Source organism: Gemmata algarum, from assembly GCF_034097035.1.
In the GTDB taxonomy this organism is placed as follows: domain Bacteria; phylum Planctomycetota; class Planctomycetia; order Gemmatales; family Gemmataceae; genus Gemmata; species Gemmata algarum.
The window spans coordinates 1-16460 of the sequence record NZ_JAXBLV010000175.1 but is presented as its reverse complement, the minus strand read 5'-3'; the positions used below and the strand labels follow the sequence as shown (position 1 = coordinate 16460).

Below are 16460 nucleotides of genomic sequence, written 5' to 3'. Positions count from 1 at the left end.
CCCTCGCGGGGTTACTTGCGGCTCTTCGGGTGGCGGAACGCGATCCACCCGCCGTTCTGCTTGCTGCTCTCCACGCACTTCGTGATGAACAGCATACCCTCCACGCCGTCGTAGACGTTCGGGTAAACCGTGTTGACGGTCTCGAACGACTCGCCCGCGGCACGCTTCACCATCGCGTCGTAGGCGGTGCCGTAGACGTTCGCGAACGCCTCGAAGAACGCCTCGGGGTGGCCGCTCGGCAGGCGCACGCTCGCGCCGTGCGCGGCGCCGAGGTACGGGCCGCCGTTGCGGGTGTACAGCTTGTGCGGCTCGCCGTTCTTGCGCACCAGCAGCTTGTTCGGCTCCTCCTGGTGCCACTCGAGCGCGCCCTTCGTGCCGTCCACCTCGATGAAGAGGTCGTTCTCGCGGCCGTGCGAGATCTGGCTGGCGGTGACGGTCGCCAGCGCGCCGTTCTCGAACCGGACCAGCGCGACGCCGTAGTCGTCGAGGGCGCGGCCGTCGGCGAAGATCTTGAGGCTGCACGAGATCTCGGTCGGCAGCAGCCCGGTGATGAACCGGCCGAGGTTGTAGGCGTGGGTGCCGATGTCGCCGAAGCACCCGGCGATCCCGCTCTTGCTGGGGTCGGTGCGCCACGCCGCCTGCTTCTGCCCGCCCGTCTCCAGCCGGTCGCGGAGCCAGCCCTGGATGTAGTTCGAGCGGATCGCGTTGATCTCGCCGAGCTCGCCGCCGAGCACCATCTCGCGGGCCTGCCGCACCAGCGGGTAGCCGGTGTAGTTGTGCGTCACCGCGAACACCGCGCCGGACTTCTCGACCACCTTCAGCAGCTCTTCCGCCTGGGCCAGGTCGAAGGTGAGGGGCTTGTCGCAGACGACGTTGAACCCGGCCTCGACGAACGTCTTGGCGATCTCGAAGTGCGTGTGGTTCGGCGTCGCGACGGAAACGAAATCGACCTTGTCGGCCCGCTTGGCCTCGGCCTCGGCCATCTCCTTGTAGGAGGTGTAGGCGCGTTCGGCCGGGATGTCGTAATCGCTCGCGGACGCCTTCGCGCGGGCCGGGTCGCTGGACAGCGCGCCGGCGACGAGGGCCGCGCGGTTGTCGAGCACGGCCGCGGTGGCGTGGACGCGGCCGATGAAGGAGCCCTGCCCGCCGCCGATGAGGCCCATGCGGAGCTTGCGGTTGAGTGATCCGTTGGTCGGCACGTGTGAACCCCGGAAGAGGAAGGAGGGAGTAGCGTGCCGGAGATTGTAAGGACGGCGTGCGCGCCGTCAGCCCCCCGATTCGGCCCGGACGGCGGGAGAACGCGCGGGACCGTTGGCGCGCGGAACCGGCGGGCCGCATCGGCGACACCCCGCCGGCGCCCCCGGCTGTGTAGCAGAACGGCCGCGGGAGTGCTCCCGCGGCCGTTCTGATGGCGCTGTTGAACGGCGCCCGTCAGGGCAAATCGATGTCGAGGCGCGTGTCGCCGCTCACCGCCCCCGACAGGCCAGACTTGAGCGGGTCCGTGTACTTGTCCGGTAGCTCAACCCAACTGCCCGCGCCGGCCGTCCCTGGCCCCTCCCGCGGGGCCTCACTCAGGGCGGCGGCGGCGCCGCGCCCGCCGCGCCCGGCCCCGGACGGGTTGGGGCTGGTGACCCCGATCTTGACGGACCCGCCCGGAACCCCCGGGATCGAGTACGAGCCGTCCGAAGCGATCTGGGCCGCGTAGGGCAGGTCGTCGCTCGCGATCAGGGTCACGCTCCCCGACGTGACGGGCTTCCCTTTGTGCGTTACCCTCCCGCTCACCACCCCCTTGGCCGGCGAGCACCCGCTCAGCACGAGCGAGAAGGCGACGAGCGAGGCCGCTCCCCAAAAACAACGTGCGCTCATGTGTGGCTCCTGGCTGTGGCGTGTGTCGGGTCAGTCCCCGGAGACGACCTCGCCGCCGTCCCGGCTGGCCATTTGCGGGAGGACCGTGGTGCCGGCCGCGTACGCGAAGTACCGCACCGACCCGTCGCCCAGCAGCCAGTTCCCGCCGCCCGTGTGCAGGCTCCAGAAGTGCATCACGGCGCACTTGTTGGTGATCACATCAGGGGAGAAGTACGCCGGGGCGGGACACCCCGAGACGATAGACGTCTCCCGGTTCGGGTTCGCCAGCACGGTGTTGAAATCGGACCCGCGCCACGAACCCCAGGCCAGGGTGCTCATCGGCGGCCGCTCGCCGACCATAGTAGTGTTGCTCAAGCCGTCCGTGACCGAAGCGATTTTGGGCGGCGCTTGAGTCTGGGACGACCAACTGTACACGGCGAAGATGCCGTTACGGGCGTTGCTCCCGTAGTAGCCGGACTCGGACCACTCGTCGTTCCCGCTCACGCCCACGTAACTGGTTAGCGCGCGGGCCGGGGTGTACTGGGTGGCGAGTTGGCTCACCAACGGATCGCTCGGGCACTCGAAGATCGACACCCGGTTGCCCCCGATCGTGTTCACCTGTGAGGCGATGTTGCCCGTGGACGTGAGCCCGGTCAGCGAACTGGGCAAGTTCTGCTGCTCGATGTACGGCAGCACCCGCATGAGCCACCCGCCGGTGCTCTCGGTGGTCGCCGGCAGGATGTTCCACGAGTACACGGTGTAGCTGCCCCAGTTGTTCAACGTCGGGTGCTTCGGACGCCCCGAGGGGAACACCTGGTTCGAGTCGTGGTACCCGTGCACCGCCAGCCCGAGCTGCTTGAGGTTGTTCTGGCACTTCATGCGCGCGGCCGCCTCCCGCACCTTCTGCACGGCCGGCAGCAGCAGCCCAATCAGGATCGCAATAATCGCAATGACGACGAGCAACTCGATGAGCGTAAACGCCAACCGACGAGAGCGAGCAAACAATAACATGCAGACCTCCACGAGTCGTGAGGCGGTAGGGGTAATGAGATAAAACTAGAGAAGCCAACCGTCCGCCGAATCAACGAGTCCAAAACTAGTGCGAGTAGCAAATTCACAAACTTCTCATGCACAAGTTGTGCCAAGGCCCTGCCAGCAGCGATAATGGCGTGCTTAACATATTGCTGGTTAAGTCCTTATAGCATGATGTCTGTGAGTGCCGGAGCCGTTTGTGTCTCTGTCTGCTTTTATGTCAGGCTAATCTGCCCGCTTTCGTTGCACCACTTCACCTGTGTTCAAACGAAAAATTGCGACACCATGAGGCTGCTGAACACAGGATCGCAATAACGGCGAGTTGCATACGAGAGACGGCCTCCAGACCGGTACCGAACCCGCCCGCGCGCAGCCGGTAGGCGGCACGTTGTGGGGCGGTCAACAGCTCCCAATCGCGGTCGGACAGAACCGCCAACCGGTCGGCCGGGGCGGCGGGCTCTTCGTACACGTGGAACATCTCAGGCGCCCCTTTCAGCCGCAGCGGGCGAAGAAAATAGCCACCCGGGGCGCCCGCCTCCCGGACTGGCGCTCCCGGGTGTCATCCGGTGGGTTGCCGGCCCGGGCGCGTGCCCACACCGCTTCTCCTTCGGTGTGAGTGTTCGCCCGGTCGCGTCTCACTGGTACGACGGGCTCGTCTTCCGACGCCTGTCGTGTGGTTATTATGAACGCGAGGTGGCGCGAATCAATCCTAATAAGTCACTAAACGGATTGCGAAAGTGTACTTTGTCATCTCGGTTGAGAGCGCGAAGCGTTTGCTCCCCCTGCATCGGATTGATCATGAGTTCCATGCGGAACTCCGGGATTAAGAAGATGGGAGTAGCGTGCCAGAGATGGCAAGGGCGGCGTGGGCGCCGTCAGACCCCCGATTCGGCCCAGATGACGGCGCCCAGCGTCAGAGCGATGGCGCCAACAGCTCCGACGGCCGCGCCGGTCTGTCCGGCAATCAGGTACCCGACGGCGCCGCAGGCAAGCACGAACGGAAACACGAACACGAACGGAATGACGGCTAACCCCAGCCAGCCGGTATCGGAGACGCCTTCCAAAATCTGCCGCGTGAGCGCACGTTGCGTTTGCGGCGGGGACGGGTCGGTGTTCGGTTTCGGCGCGCCGCCTTGCGCGGTTCCGCACTGCGGGCAGACCGCGATGCGGTTCTCGATGGGCGCTCGGCACTGACGACAGGGACGCATATTTTCCGGTTCAATCGGGAATTGTGAGCGCTTCGAGGCCGATGGGGGCCACTCCCGTTTGAAATGCTTCGCGGTGTTCGGGGACACCGAGTTCCATCCGGAAGTAGACCCATTCACCCGGTCGACGAATCGCCATCAGGCACCCGCCGGCAACTTGGTCCGAGAATCCCCAGGTGATATGCGCGCCGCGGTCATTTATCCACCCCTCCAATTCGGCGTACAGCAGTCCACTTGAATCGTCGTCCCGGAGCCTCCGAACGATGTCGTTGACCACATCCATGTTTGCTTCAGGCGCACTGGTTGAGCACTTGAACTTGTAAACCGTCCGCACTCGCGTGAGGTACTCCTCGGCCCAGCGCGCGTTCACCTCGGGCTTACCAACAGCGAGCCACGATTGAAAGAACTCCAGATCGTCGCTCCATCGGCCCCCATCGCCCCCCGCGGAGTAGCGCATAAAATTAAACCACCACCAGCCGTCCGGACCTTTGACGGTTATCTCTTCCCAACTCTCGGGCGCTCCTGCCGTCAGTTCAGCCCGGAGGTCGTCACGGAGCTCGGCCACGTACTTGATCCACTCCTTAGCCGGCAGCGATTGCTCAGCCGTTGTCACGAACCACATGTTATACGGCATCGTCTGACTCCGGTTGCTGCCTTTTGACCTTTGCCCACTCCTCGCGCAGTTTGGCCAGTTCCGCCTCGGCCGCCTGCCGCGCCTGTCGCTCGGCGTCGAGTTGTCGCCGGGCGTCGTCGCGCTCCTTTAGCAGATCCCCCGGAAGCGGCAGCAGCTCGCCGCGGAACCAGTACCGCACCCACCGCCCGAGTTGCCCGACTTCGAGTTCCAGTTCCGGGATCGGGCACCGGCCGAGTGCGTTCGGCACCACGGACGTGTAGCCCTTCTCACCCTGCCGGAACAGTGTGAATTCGTCCGCGTCCGGGTAGAACAGCAGGTAGTACGGGACCTTCAGCTCCCGTTCGTACTTCGCATAGCTCATCTCTTCGTCCTTGCGGGCGCTCGCCTTCGAGACGTATTCCAGGACCAGGAACAGCCCCACCGGTTGCAGCGGGGTGTTGTAGCTTTCGCCCGGAGCGAGCGGGTGCGGGTGAACGAACACCGTGTTATCCGGCCGGATCTGGCCCGGCTCGTTCGTTCCGTTTTGCGGGTACTGAATCAGCAGGTTCGTGAAGGTCTGCACGGCGCTCCGTGCCCCGCGCACGATTTCCAGCGACCAGCGGGTGATGTCGCGTTGCGCGACGCGGGCGGGTGCGACATCGTCGTGGCACCGGCGCTCCGCGAACCGGTACGCGGCGGCGGCGTACCGGTACGCGAGTTCGAGTTGCGTGGCGTCAGCAGGCACGGGTTGCTCCTGTGGGTGGGCGACAACGTACCCGCGGGCGTTCGGGCGCGGAAGGTCGAACGGCCGCGCCCGCCGGGGCGCACGGCGCGTCACACCGCGAAGGCTTTGCGCAGCACCTCGAGGCTCTTGGGCACGCCGGTGAGCGGGTCCTCCTTCCCCTCAAACTCGAGCGAGACGAAGCCCGTGTACTTGTGCTTGCGGAGCATCCGCGCGATCCGGTCGTTGTCCAGTTCCAGTGTGTACCACAGCCCGCCGCCGAAGTACGTCTTGGCCTGCACCAGCACCGCCTTCGGGGCCATCTTCTCGAGCTTGTCGTACGGGTCCTCGAGGAAGTTCCCGGTGTCCAGCGTCACGCGCAGCCACGGCGAGCCGACGGCGTCCACGATCTTGAGCACCCCCTCGGGCGTGCGCCCCAGCCCCCAGTGGTTCTCGAGCCCCATCACCACCCCGCACTTCTCCGCGGTCTTCAGGCACGCGGTCAGGGCGTCGGTCACCCACTTGAACCCCTCGTCGTCGCCGACCCCGGGCAAGTTCGGCTCGACGCCCCGGTTCTTCATGAGGTCGTCGAAGCTCTTGATGGTGCCCCAGCGGCCGGTGTTCACCCGCATGGTCGGGATGCCCATCGCGTAGCACATCTCCAGGCACTTGATGGTGTGCTCCACGTTCTTCTGCCGCTCCTCCTTGTCCTTGAACACGAACCCCTGGTGGATGGAGAACCCGCACAGGCCCATGCCGTTGAGGAACGCGCGGCGCTTGATCTTCTGCATCGCCGCGGGGCTCTCGTCGGTCATCTGGCGGTGCAGCACCTCGACCGCGTCGAACCCCGTCTCGCCGGCCAGGTCGATGCACGCCTCGACGTCGCGGAGCTTGTTGTTCTTGAACTGCCAGAACGAGTACGTCGAAACCCCGATCCGGATCGGCCGCGGTTTGGGGGCGTCCGCCCCGCGGGCCGAAGCCCCCGCGGACACGGCAAGGGCGGCGGACGCGGCGGACGCGGCGAAGAACTGACGGCGGTCGGTGAGCATCACTCGCTCCCAGTGAAAAGGGGTGAGGGGCACGGGCGGTCGGAACTCCGGAGGTGCTCTCTGAATTAGCGATCCGGCCGCGCACGACAGCGCGGCGCCGGCGGGATCACACCACGCCCTTGTCGCGCAGCGCGCGAACGGCGTCGGCGCCGAGGCCCAGCAGCTCGCCGAGTACCGCGTCCGTTTGGGCGCCGAGGCGCGGCGGCATCGTCGGTTCGGGCGCCGCGGCGCCGTGGAGGTGCAGCGGCGAGCCGATCAGGTCCACCGGGTTGCCCGCCGGGTCGCGCACTGTCAGCTTCATCCCCCGGGCCAGCGTTTGCGGGTCGGCGAACACGTCGGCGTAGGTGCGCACCACCGCGTGCGGGACGTTCGCGTTCGTCAGGCGCGTTTCCCACTCGGCGGTGCCCAGCCGCTTCATCAGGGCGTCCACCTTCGGCACCACCTCGGCGCGCCGCTCCACCCGCTGCCGGTTGGTCGCGTACTCGGGCGCGGCGCCGAGTTCCGGCGCGCCCGCGGTGGCGCAGAACGCGCGCCACTGCGCGTCGTTGCCGACGTTGAGCACCAGCCAGCCGTCGGCGGTGGCGAACAGTTGGTACGGGACGATCTGAAGGTGCGCGTTCCCCTGCCGCGACGGCACGGCGCCGCCGGTCAGGTACGCCTGCGCGACGTTCACCTGCGCCGCCAGCGCGCAGTCGGCGAGCGCGAGGTCGATCGCGTACCCGTGGCCGCTCCGGGACCGCGCGTGCAGCGCCGCGAGCACCGCGTTCGCGGCGTAGAGGCCGGTCAGAACGTCCACGACCGCGACCCCGACCTTGTACGGCGGCCCCTCGGCGGGGCCGGTGATGCTCATCAGGCCCGACCGCGCCTGAACCGCGAAGTCGTACCCCGGGGCGTCTTTGAGCGGCCCGGTGCGGCCGAAGCCCGAGATCGAGCACGCGATCAGCCGCGGGTGCTTCGCGAGCAGCGCGCCCGGCGCCAGCCCGAGCTTGTCCGCGCTGTCGGTGCGGAAGTTCTCCAGCAGCACGTCGCACTTCGCGAGCAGCCGGTGGAACAGTTCGCCGCCCTCGGCGCTCGCGATGTCGAGCGTGAGCGACCGCTTCCCGCGGTTGCACGACAGGAAGTACGCGGACAGGTCGCCGAACCCGGGCACGTCGGGCGGCCCCCACCCGCGGGTGTCGTCGCCCTGGCCGGGGCGCTCGAGCTTGATGACCTCGGCGCCGAGGTCGGCGAGCAGTTGGCCGCAGAACGGCCCGGCCAGCACGCGGGCCGCGTCGAGGACGCGCACCTCGTGCAGCGGCGGCACCGGGTCCGTCGGGAATGGCAGCATGAGAACCTCCGTGCCCGAAATTCTATGCCGCGTCGCGGCGTGACACGCCCGGCGCGGCGCGTTAGACTGCACGCACCCTTCAACTCTCCCGGGGGGCCGCTCGATGAACGCGCGCCGCGAGCCGGTCGCGGTCGTGCTTCCCGCACACGGGGTCTACGTGTGGGAGACGCAGCACGACCACGGGTTCGTGATGGAGCCCGAGAGCCACCCGTTCGCCGAACTGTTCTACGCCCTCGACGGCCGCGGGACGTTCGTCCTCGCCGGGCGCGGGCACGCGTGCGGCCCCGGGGACGTGGTCGTCGTGCCGCCGGGCGTGGTCCACCAGATCGCGGACCGCGACGCGCCGCTCACCCTGTACGGCATCGGCGTTTCCGCCGAGCTGCTGGCGTGCGACCCCGAGCTGCAACTGGACGAGCGGGCCGGCGTCGTCCCGGGCTCGCGGGTGCTGGCCGCCCGGGTCCGCGCCGGGCTGCGCCAGATGTTCCACGAGCAGACCGACGCGCGGCCCGGCGGGCGCGCGAAGATGGTCGGGCTGGCACTGCAACTGGTGGCGCTGGTCGCCCGGTCCGCGCCCCGGCCGGCCGCGGGCGCCACACGCCCCGAGACCGGGCGCGAGGCGGTCGAGCGGTTCCGGGCCGACCTCGACCGCCGGTTCTACGAGCCGCCGCGGCTCGACCGGGCCGCCGCCGAACTGGGACTGAGCCGGCGCTCGTTCACCCGCCTGTTCCGCGCCGCGGCGGGGTGCCCGTTCGCCGAGTACGTCGAGCGGGTCCGCGTCGAGTACGCGTGCCGGCTGCTCCGGGACACCGCCCGCGGCATCACCTCGATCGCGTTCGAGTGCGGGTACGAGGACCTGTCCGCGTTCTACCGCGCGTTCAAGCGGCACACCGGGCAGTCCCCGGGCCGGTGGCGCGGGTCCGGGGCGGCCGTGCCGCGGCTGCGCGAAGTTGGCCCGATCCGCCAACCGGATTGACCCGATCCGCCAAGACCGATTCGTTAGAGATCGATTAACGTACTGCTACTGCTCCCAGAGCAGTGTCATCTCGTTCGGATCTGCAAACACCTCGGTCCGCTCTTATTTCGGAGGCTCTGATGTCTCTCCCGGGTCTTCGCCTCGGGCGCCGCACGCGCGCCCGTGCGTTCACGCTCATTGAATTGCTGGTGGTGATCGCGATTATTGCGATCCTGATCGGGCTGCTGTTGCCGGCCGTGCAGAAGGTCCGTGAGGCGGCGGCGCGCATGAGCTGCCAGAACAACCTCAAGCAGCTCGGGCTGGCCGCTCACAACTACCACGACTCTGTGGGGACGCTGCCGCCGCTGCGGGTGACCAACAACACGGTCACGTGGTTCGTGCTCATCATGCCGTACATGGAACAGGACAACCTGCGGAACCTGTGGACGCCGACCGCGAACTACTCCTCCACGACCAACGCGAACGGGCGCCAGTTCCACGTCAAGAGCTTCTACTGCCCGAGCCGCCGCAGCCCGGGCACGCTGAGCACGCAGGAGGACGTGATTCCGGCCGACTCGTCGCCGCCCCCGAACTTCCCGGGACCGGGCACCGACGCCCGGTTCGCCGGGACCAACAACCCGCCCGGGGCGCTGGGCGACTACGCGGGCAGCGTGGGCACCGTGGACAACTACCCGGGGAACACGGCCGACATCGCGTGGGCCAGCGTCCGGGCCAACGGCGCGCTGATCCAGGGGCAGGCCCCGGTCGGGACCAGTTTCAAAGGGCTGACCCACTTCGGCAGCATCAGCGACGGGTTGAGCAACACGTTCCTGGCGGGCGAGAAGCACATCCCGCAGGGGATGTTCGGGCGCGCGAAGGTGGGCGACGGGTCGATCTACAACGGCGTGTGGACCACGTACTCCGGGCGCGTGGCCGGGCCGGACGACCCGCTGGCGAAGGGGCCGACCGACGTGACCCCGAGCACCCGCGGGGACGCCTTCTACGCCCGCCGGTTCGGGAGCTGGCACACGGGCGTGTGCAACTTCGTGTTCTGCGACGGCAGCGTCCGCGCCGTGCGGAACAGCATCGACACCGCGAACCTGCGCCGGTTCGCGGTGCGCAACGACGGCGAGGTGATCTCCGGGGCCGACTGACCGCCCGCGATAAGGGCTTTGACCGTCGGCGGACGTACCGGTACACTGGTGCGGTCACCTCGGAGGCGCCCATGACTCGCATTTTCGCTCTCACGACCGTCGCAATGTTGACCGCTGCGGCGGTCGGCCAGGACCAGAACTGGACCGATAAAACCGTCCGGCTGCGTGCGACCACCCGGCTCGGCACCAAGCAGGCCGGCGGCATCCTCCGCGACGGCGCCGAGGTGACGCTGGGCCAAACGCTCACCGTCAAGTCGGACGACGGCGTGTACCTCGAGTTCGCCGACGAGGCCGGCGTCCTGTTCAAATACGAGGTGGAGTTGTTCGCCGGCCGCGAGATGCCCCGCAAGGGCGCCCCGGTCCCCAAGGTCGATCCCGCGAAACTGTGGGCCGCCGGAGGGAAGGTGCTGGCGAAGAAGAGCGCCAACCAGGTGCAGTTCGGGGACCGCGACGAGAAGGGGCGGTCCACGTTCTTCACGCTCGCCGGCATCTCGTTTGTTGTGGTGCGGGACAACGGCGACGGCTGGGTGCGGGTCCGCGACCGGTACCGCGAGGGGTGGGTCGCCAAGGACGACTTGCTCCCCAAAGAGGCGGCGGTCGCCCACTTCGACGCGCTGCTGAAGGCCGAGCCGCAAAACAGTTGGGCGCTGTTCATGCGGGCCGCGAGCAACAACGAGAACGGCAAGCACGACGACGCCGTCGCGGACTACACCGAGTACCTGAAACTGGCCCCCAACAGCCTCGCCGCGCTCAACAACCGCGGCACCGTGTGGATCAACAAGAAGGAGTACGACAAGGCCATCGAGGACTTCACCACGGTGCTGAAGACCGACCCGAAATACGCAGTCGCTTACAGCAACCGGGGGCACGCGCTGCTGAACAAAAAGGACTACGAGCGGGCCGTGGCCGATTGTGATAAGGCGATCGAGCTGGACCCGCAGTTCGCGGCGGCGGTGGGGTACCGAGCGCGGGCGCTGGCGAAGCTGAAGAAGTACGACGCGGCCACCACCGGGTTCGAGGCGGCCGTCAAACTCGACCCGTCGGCGGCGCGGCTCAACTCGCTCGCCTGGCATTTGGCGACCTGCCCGGACGAGAAGCACCGCGACGGCAAACGGGCGGTAGAACTGGCAACGAAAGCGGTCGCGCTGGACGGAGCCTGGGGCTTCCGCGACACGCTCGCCGCGGCGCACGCCGCAGCGGGTGACTTCGGGGCGGCGGTGACCGAGCTTCAGAAAGCCCTGGAGGCGAAGGCGATCCCCGCGGACGATCGCAAGAAGCTGGAGGCGCGGCTGGAGCTGTTCAAGGCGAAGAAGCCGTTCCGCGACGACGAGTGACGCCGGGGGCCGCACCGGTTCGCTCTGCACTCACTTCTTCGTCGCGTCTTTCAGGTAGGCGTCGTAAAACACGCGGACCGCGTCCGCGAGGTCTTTCGCGGTGTCCGCGGACCGGTCTTTCGCACGAAGGTGGGTGCCGAGTTCGAGCTGGATCGCGTCGATGGCGAACGCGGTGTGGCTGCCGTAGTGGTTGACGATGTACCCCCCGTTGAACTGCGGCTCTTCTTTCGTGCCCTCTTCGGCGTCGGCGGCCGGCAGCACCTTGTACCCGTGCTTCTCCATCCGTCCCAACACGCTGTACTTGCCGCGGAGCGCAGCCATCCCGTCGCGGTCGCGGAGGAGCTTCACGGTTTTCAGATTCTGCGTGCCGCGGCAGATCGCGCCCGGGTGCAGGGACTGACCGTGGATGTCGAGCAGCAGCCCGCGCCCGTGCTTCTCGCGCACCGCCTTGCACGCGGCCGCGAGCGGGGCGTGGTAGGCGTCGTAGTACGGCTTGGCCTTATCGCTCTCGTAGCTCTGCTCGGGCGCCCGGTTCGCGTCCAGGTACTTGCGCTCGAACCGGGCGATCACCACCCACGGCTTGCCGTCGAGGATTTCTTCCAACTCCGCAACGAGCTTCTCGGTCAACTCGGCGGTGTTTTCGTCGCGCACGGTCTGGAAGTTGTTCAGCCCGGCCCCGACCCGCAGGGGCAAGTCGGGCACCGGCTTGCGCCCGCCGTGCGGGGCGGAAATGATGATCGGGAGCGTACCCTTCTGAACGGTAACGAAATCGCCGGGCTTGGGCGCGTCCGGGGCGGCCGGGGCCAGGGCCGCGAGCACCGGGAACAGAAGGGCGGCGCTCGCGGCGCCGAACGAACGGCCCATGCGGTGAACCTCGCGACTCAAACCAAAGACCAGACGCGCAGGACGCGCACCTTCTTGTCGTCTTCGATCACTTCGTACTCAATGCCGAGCGGCAGTTCGACGGCTGTGTAAACCGCCGGCGAACCGCGCGGCAGTCCGCGACCATACGGAGCGGTCGCGATTTCCCCGTCGAGTCGGTACGACGCCGCGGCGACCGCCTGCCGGTCTGCCGCCGCGACCCAAACGTCTGCCAGTTCCTGCTCGGCATGGGGCGTCCAGGTGACCGCGTAATTCACGGCTTGTGCCTCTCGTGAATCCGCTTCCACACGTCCGCGAGCGGTGAACCGTCCGGTTGCTTCCGCGCCTCCTCGATTTCCTCGTCGGAGATCGGCGACCTCACCCCAGGCGGCAGCCCGCCCCGGGTGACCGTGTCTGCGGTTTTGATCGCTTCTCCGGCCGGCCCGCGGAAGACGATCCGGCCCTCCGCGGCGGCCAGTTTCGCGAGCAACTCGGGGTCGGTGATGGTGATGATCGTCGTGGTCACGGCTCGTTCTCCTGCCCGGGGCGTGCCGCGATTATACCAGGAGCTCGCGGCAGTCCGCGATGGTGCCGGTCAGCGCGCTGGCGGCCACCGTCAGCGGGCTGGCCAGGAACACCTGCGCCTCCTTGTGCCCCATCCGGCCGGGGAAGTTCCGGTTGGTGGTGCTGATGCAACTGATCGGCGCGTTGAGCCGGCCGAACGTGTCCGACGGCCCGCCCAGGCACGCCGCGCAGCTCGCGTCGCCGATCTTGGCGCCGGCGGAGAGGAAGATGTCGCGCAGCGACCTGCCGCCGATCGTCTCCGTGTCCAGGCCGCGGGCCACCTCGGTCGTGGCGGGCACCACGAACGTGTCGATCTTCACCGTCTTGCCGTTGAGCAACTGGGCCGCGGCCTTGAAGTCGGTGAGCTTGCCGCCGGTGCAGCTGCCGATGTACGCGCGGTCGAGCTTGGTCCCCTTCACCTGGCTCACGAACGCCTTGTTGTCCGGGGAGTGCGGCTTGGCGATCACCGGCTCCAGTTTCGACACGTCGTACACCTTCTCGAACACGAACTGCGCGCCCGGGTCGCTCTTCACCACGGTGTACGGCCGGTTCCCGGCGTTCCGCTTGTTGACGTAGTCGAGCGTCACCTGATCCGCGGCGATGATGCCGTTCTTGCCGCCGGCCTCGATCGCCATGTTGCACAGCGTCATCCGCTCCTCGATGTTGAGGGCGTACACGCCGTCGCCGTCGAACTCCATCGCGCGGTAGGTGGCGCCGTCCACGCCGATGTCGCCGATCACGGCGAGGATCAGGTCCTTCGCCATGAGGTACGGCGGCAGGTTGCCGTGGAACACGAACCGCATGGTGGGCGGCACCTTGAGCCACAGCTTGCCGGTGCCGAGGACGAACCCGGCGTCGGTGTTGCCGATGCCGGTGGCGAACTCGCCGAACGCGCCGGCGGTGCAGGTGTGGCTGTCGGTGCCGAGCAGCACCTCGCCGGGGCGGGTGTGCCCCTCTTCGGGCAGCGCGATGTGGCACACGCCCTTGTAGTTCTTGGTGCCGACGTCGTAGAAGTACTTGATGTCCTGCTCTTTCGCGAACTGGCGCAACACGTCAACGTTGCGGTTCGCCATCGCGTCCTTGGTGAAGATGTAGTGGTCCGGGATGAGGACCAGCTTCTCCTTGTCCCACACCTTCGCGTCCGCCCCGAACTCCTTCTTGAACACGCCGAACGTGCCGGGGCCGCACACGTCGTGCGTCATCAGCACATCGACGTTGGCCCACACGTTCTCGCCGGGGGCGGCGTGGGCTTTCCCGCTGGCGCGGGCCAGGATCTTCTCGGTCATCGTCATCGCGGACATCGCGGCAGGCTCCGAATCGGAAGAGGTCTTCTTTCCATTGTAACGGATGGGCACAAAACGGGGCGGCCCGTTCGCCCGCCCCGTCACGGAAAGCCCGTTCAGACACGCTCCCCACTCGCCGTGCCCGTAAGTTTAACGCCGGAGACTACTTCGGGTAATCGAGGTGCTTCGTCAGGAACGCGAACGTGTCCTTCGCGTTGATCTGGTGCCCGCCCGGGAAGAACTCGATGGCGGTGCGATCGGGAATCTTGAGCCGGTTGGCATAGAGGTGGCGCACCTTTGCGTACTCATAGGCCACCATCTCGTCGGTGCCCACGCCGTCGTCGTGCCCGCGCTCCACCATGAACGGCCGCGGAGCGATGAGGTACGTCATCTCGGCGTAGTTGAACGTGTTCCCGAGGTCGAACTCGTACATCTCGTACTCGCCGGTCCACATGTAGCTGCGGTCCAGGTCGACGGACACGGTCTTCCCGATCCATTCGTTGAAGTCGCCGGAGCAGATCGAGAGGCAGTACCGCTTCTCGACCGCCGGGACGCGCATGGCGGTCTTGCCGCCGTAGCTCAGCCCGTAAAGGGCGATGCGTTTCGGGTCCACGTTGGGCAGCGTTTCGAGCCAGTCGAGCGATCGCTGGTGCTGCCGAATGATGAAGCTGAAGAGCGAGAGCTTTAGCGGGTTCGCTTTGCGCTGGAGCTGTCGGAAGGTGTTCTTGCCGTAATACGGGTTCTGCGGGGCGTACACGATGTAGCCCAGTTCCACGAGCCGCCGCGAGAAGTGGTTGTAGACGAGCCGCTTCTCCACCTCGATCGTGTCGCGCGGCGTGCCCTCCAGCCCGTGCTGGCACACCACCACCGGCCGCTTCTCGCCGGGCTTCAGATCCTTCGGCAACAAGAGAACGCCGGTCGCGAACACATCCTCGTAGCAATCAAGCACAACCTCGTAACCGGTCCAGGTTTTCTCGTCGTACACCTGTCGCGTGCGCGGGTTCAGCGGCATCGTCGGTTCGGGCAGCTTTCCGATCACCTCCGTGTGGAAGTAGTCGCGGTACGTGTCGCAGGACTTCTCCCACGCCGCGGGCGAACGGGCGTCGGCCTTCGCCCAGTACGCTTTGCGTGTGGCGTCGGAGTCGCGCCAGAGCTTTTGCGTGTACGAAACGAGTTGGTCGAACTGGCGCTTGTGGCGGTGTTCGGGAGCCGGGAGTTTCACCTCGGGAGTTCGAAACGGCGCTCGGTCCGGTTGTTTGATCCCCAACCCGCTCAGGAAGCTCTCCGTGCCAACCCCGTGCTCGATTAACCCGCCGCCTTCAATGATCACATCATTCCTGAGCTTCGGATCGAAGAAGCTGCGGTAGCGGTGCCCCTCGACGAAATCTTTCCTCATCTCGCCCAGCGTTCCGGGGGCAGCGCCCGCGCGTCCGGGTTTCGACGAAACAGGACCGGTCCACTTGGGGGGCTCGTCATGGAGCCCGGGATTGAACCATCGCGGGTGAATCATCGCACCAAGTTCCGCATCGCCGAACTCGGTGAGCAGCCCCCACACGTTGCGGTCGATCGGCTCTTGGTGTAGCTTCTCGCGCTCGTTGAAGTAGCCGGCGAGTTGAACGGACGCGAGACGCTCGTCGATCGCGCCGGCGTACAGCGCGATCATCCCGCCGTCGCCATAGCCGATGACGCCGACCGGAAGTTTAGCGTCCTGCGATTTGAACCAGTCGACCGCCGCGAACACCTTCTGCACTTCGTACCCGGTGAGCGTGCGCCCCATCTCGTAGGCCATTCGGTACACGAACTCGCGGTGCGGGAGGTTCGTCTGTCGGTTCAGCTTCGGGTTGCCCGACAGATCGTCTTTGCGGTCGATGAGGACGGGAACCAACACGCGACAGCCATGTTGTGCGAGTTGGAGCGCGAACGCATCGCCTTTCGCGAACCCTGCGATTTGCTCGGGCGTCTGGTCGGAGTGCGAAACGGCGATGGCACACGCTTTCGGGGCGCCCTTCGGCTCAATGAGCAGCCCTTCGGCGTCGATTCCCGGTAGCACCGCCCACCGCACCGCATGAACCTTGCACCCGCCGATTTCGGCGAGCAGTGACGGCCGCCCCGGGCCGCTCACGTATTCGAGGTTCGGCTCGGAACGCGGATCAACAACGCCGAGCAGTTTCTTGAGGCGTTCCCGCTTGGCGGGCAGCGCCTTCGCAAGCGCCTTTTCCGACGCGAGCGCGTCCTTCCATACCGCGTCGCGCTCCTTCCGCACCGCGGCGAGGGCACGGTCGAGGTACTTGTGCATCCCGGCAACCTGCTTCTCTGCGAGGTTGCCGGCTTCGGTGAGGGGCTTCGTGTTTGGTAGCGGTTCCGCGCCGCGAGACGAAGCGTTCACCACAAAGGCACAAAGGAGACACAGAGGCACACGAAGAGGGCGTTTCTTAAACACAGCTACGTCCTGCTTTTGTGTGCCAGAGAGGAGCGACGCGGTTGGCCGCTGGTGCTCGGCGCACAGGGCTCCCGCCCATG

At 67.0% G+C, this 16460-nt stretch carries 17 protein-coding genes; 3 read left to right on the top strand and 14 right to left on the bottom strand.

Annotation, left to right across the window (positions count from 1 at the left end; all coding sequences use genetic code 11):
• Positions 1-11: 11 nt before the first annotated feature.
• From R5W23_RS13480 to R5W23_RS13440, 9 genes are all read right to left on the bottom strand, one after another.
• A complete protein-coding gene (locus tag R5W23_RS13480) occupies positions 12-1163 on the bottom strand; it encodes a Gfo/Idh/MocA family protein (protein WP_407936124.1) in 1152 nt (383 codons plus the stop codon).
• A 268-nt stretch (positions 1164-1431) separates the two neighbouring features.
• Entirely contained in the window at positions 1432-1866 is a 435-nt protein-coding gene (locus R5W23_RS13475; protein ID WP_320686757.1) for a peptidase associated/transthyretin-like domain-containing protein, read from the bottom strand.
• 30 nt (positions 1867-1896) lie between these two features.
• Positions 1897-2856, bottom strand: a complete 960-nt coding sequence (locus tag R5W23_RS13470; protein ID WP_320686756.1) for a DUF1559 domain-containing protein — start codon at positions 2854-2856, stop codon at positions 1897-1899.
• A gap of 274 nt (positions 2857-3130) precedes the next feature.
• Entirely contained in the window at positions 3131-3355 is a 225-nt protein-coding gene (locus tag R5W23_RS13465; protein WP_320686755.1) for a hypothetical protein, read from the bottom strand.
• A gap of 397 nt (positions 3356-3752) precedes the next feature.
• A complete protein-coding gene (locus R5W23_RS13460; RefSeq protein ID WP_320686754.1) occupies positions 3753-4085 on the bottom strand; it encodes a hypothetical protein in 333 nt (110 codons plus the stop codon).
• Between the two features lie 10 nt (positions 4086-4095).
• A complete protein-coding gene (locus R5W23_RS13455; protein WP_320686753.1) occupies positions 4096-4716 on the bottom strand; it encodes a hypothetical protein in 621 nt (206 codons plus the stop codon).
• A complete protein-coding gene (locus R5W23_RS13450) occupies positions 4706-5440 on the bottom strand; it encodes a Uma2 family endonuclease (RefSeq protein WP_320686752.1) in 735 nt (244 codons plus the stop codon). Before R5W23_RS13450 ends, R5W23_RS13455 begins: the two co-directional genes overlap by 11 nt.
• A gap of 89 nt (positions 5441-5529) precedes the next feature.
• Positions 5530-6465, bottom strand: a complete 936-nt coding sequence (locus R5W23_RS13445; protein WP_320686751.1) for a sugar phosphate isomerase/epimerase family protein — start codon at positions 6463-6465, stop codon at positions 5530-5532.
• A gap of 106 nt (positions 6466-6571) precedes the next feature.
• The gene (locus tag R5W23_RS13440) at positions 6572-7792 is read right to left on the bottom strand and encodes a CaiB/BaiF CoA transferase family protein (RefSeq protein WP_320686750.1); all 1221 of its coding nucleotides are present in this window, start codon (positions 7790-7792) and stop codon (positions 6572-6574) included.
• 103 nt (positions 7793-7895) lie between these two features.
• Between R5W23_RS13440 and R5W23_RS13435 the strand changes: the two genes are divergently transcribed.
• The 3 genes from R5W23_RS13435 (at position 7896) to R5W23_RS13425 (ending at position 11232) form a co-directional block, all read left to right on the top strand.
• Positions 7896-8765: a helix-turn-helix transcriptional regulator gene (locus R5W23_RS13435; RefSeq protein WP_320686749.1), complete on the top strand. Its 870-nt coding sequence runs from the start codon at positions 7896-7898 to the stop codon at positions 8763-8765.
• Between the two features lie 119 nt (positions 8766-8884).
• On the top strand, positions 8885-9898 hold the full coding sequence (locus R5W23_RS13430) for a DUF1559 domain-containing protein (protein ID WP_320686748.1): 1014 nt from the start codon (positions 8885-8887) through the stop codon (positions 9896-9898).
• Positions 9899-9969: 71 nt separating this feature from the next.
• A complete protein-coding gene (locus R5W23_RS13425) occupies positions 9970-11232 on the top strand; it encodes a tetratricopeptide repeat protein (RefSeq protein WP_320686747.1) in 1263 nt (420 codons plus the stop codon).
• A gap of 30 nt (positions 11233-11262) precedes the next feature.
• Here the strand turns inward: R5W23_RS13425 and R5W23_RS13420 are convergent, their stop codons facing one another.
• The 5 genes from R5W23_RS13420 to R5W23_RS13400 all read right to left on the bottom strand — a co-directional run bounded on the left by R5W23_RS13420 (position 11263) and on the right by R5W23_RS13400 (position 16326).
• Positions 11263-12096, bottom strand: coding sequence for an N-formylglutamate amidohydrolase (locus R5W23_RS13420; protein ID WP_320686746.1), 834 nt, complete (start codon positions 12094-12096; stop codon positions 11263-11265).
• Between the two features lie 17 nt (positions 12097-12113).
• Positions 12114-12371: a hypothetical protein gene (locus R5W23_RS13415; RefSeq protein ID WP_261185328.1), complete on the bottom strand. Its 258-nt coding sequence runs from the start codon at positions 12369-12371 to the stop codon at positions 12114-12116.
• Positions 12368-12619, bottom strand: coding sequence for a hypothetical protein (locus R5W23_RS13410; RefSeq protein WP_261185327.1), 252 nt, complete (start codon positions 12617-12619; stop codon positions 12368-12370). Before R5W23_RS13410 ends, R5W23_RS13415 begins: the two co-directional genes overlap by 4 nt.
• 31 nt (positions 12620-12650) lie before the next feature.
• Complete coding sequence (locus R5W23_RS13405; RefSeq protein ID WP_320686745.1) at positions 12651-13958, bottom strand: 3-isopropylmalate dehydratase large subunit; 1308 nt, start codon at positions 13956-13958, stop codon at positions 12651-12653.
• Positions 13959-14103: 145 nt separating this feature from the next.
• Positions 14104-16326, bottom strand: a complete 2223-nt coding sequence (locus R5W23_RS13400; protein WP_320686744.1) for an alpha/beta hydrolase family protein — start codon at positions 16324-16326, stop codon at positions 14104-14106.
• Between the last annotated feature and the right edge of the window lie 134 nt (positions 16327-16460).

Coding starts and splice junctions, on each gene's coding strand:
- R5W23_RS13480 (WP_407936124.1), bottom strand. CDS start 1,163: ATGGGCCTCATCGGCGGCGGGCAGGGCTCCTTCATCGGCCGCGTCCAC.
- R5W23_RS13475 (WP_320686757.1), bottom strand. CDS start 1,866: ATGAGCGCACGTTGTTTTTGGGGAGCGGCCTCGCTCGTCGCCTTCTCG.
- R5W23_RS13470 (WP_320686756.1), bottom strand. CDS start 2,856: ATGTTATTGTTTGCTCGCTCTCGTCGGTTGGCGTTTACGCTCATCGAG.
- R5W23_RS13465 (WP_320686755.1), bottom strand. CDS start 3,355: ATGTTCCACGTGTACGAAGAGCCCGCCGCCCCGGCCGACCGGTTGGCG.
- R5W23_RS13460 (WP_320686754.1), bottom strand. CDS start 4,085: ATGCGTCCCTGTCGTCAGTGCCGAGCGCCCATCGAGAACCGCATCGCG.
- R5W23_RS13455 (WP_320686753.1), bottom strand. CDS start 4,716: ATGCCGTATAACATGTGGTTCGTGACAACGGCTGAGCAATCGCTGCCG.
- R5W23_RS13445 (WP_320686751.1), bottom strand. CDS start 6,465: ATGCTCACCGACCGCCGTCAGTTCTTCGCCGCGTCCGCCGCGTCCGCC.
- R5W23_RS13440 (WP_320686750.1), bottom strand. CDS start 7,792: ATGCTGCCATTCCCGACGGACCCGGTGCCGCCGCTGCACGAGGTGCGC.
- R5W23_RS13435 (WP_320686749.1), top strand. CDS start 7,896: ATGAACGCGCGCCGCGAGCCGGTCGCGGTCGTGCTTCCCGCACACGGG.
- R5W23_RS13430 (WP_320686748.1), top strand. CDS start 8,885: ATGTCTCTCCCGGGTCTTCGCCTCGGGCGCCGCACGCGCGCCCGTGCG.
- R5W23_RS13425 (WP_320686747.1), top strand. CDS start 9,970: ATGACTCGCATTTTCGCTCTCACGACCGTCGCAATGTTGACCGCTGCG.
- R5W23_RS13420 (WP_320686746.1), bottom strand. CDS start 12,096: ATGGGCCGTTCGTTCGGCGCCGCGAGCGCCGCCCTTCTGTTCCCGGTG.
- R5W23_RS13405 (WP_320686745.1), bottom strand. CDS start 13,958: ATGTCCGCGATGACGATGACCGAGAAGATCCTGGCCCGCGCCAGCGGG.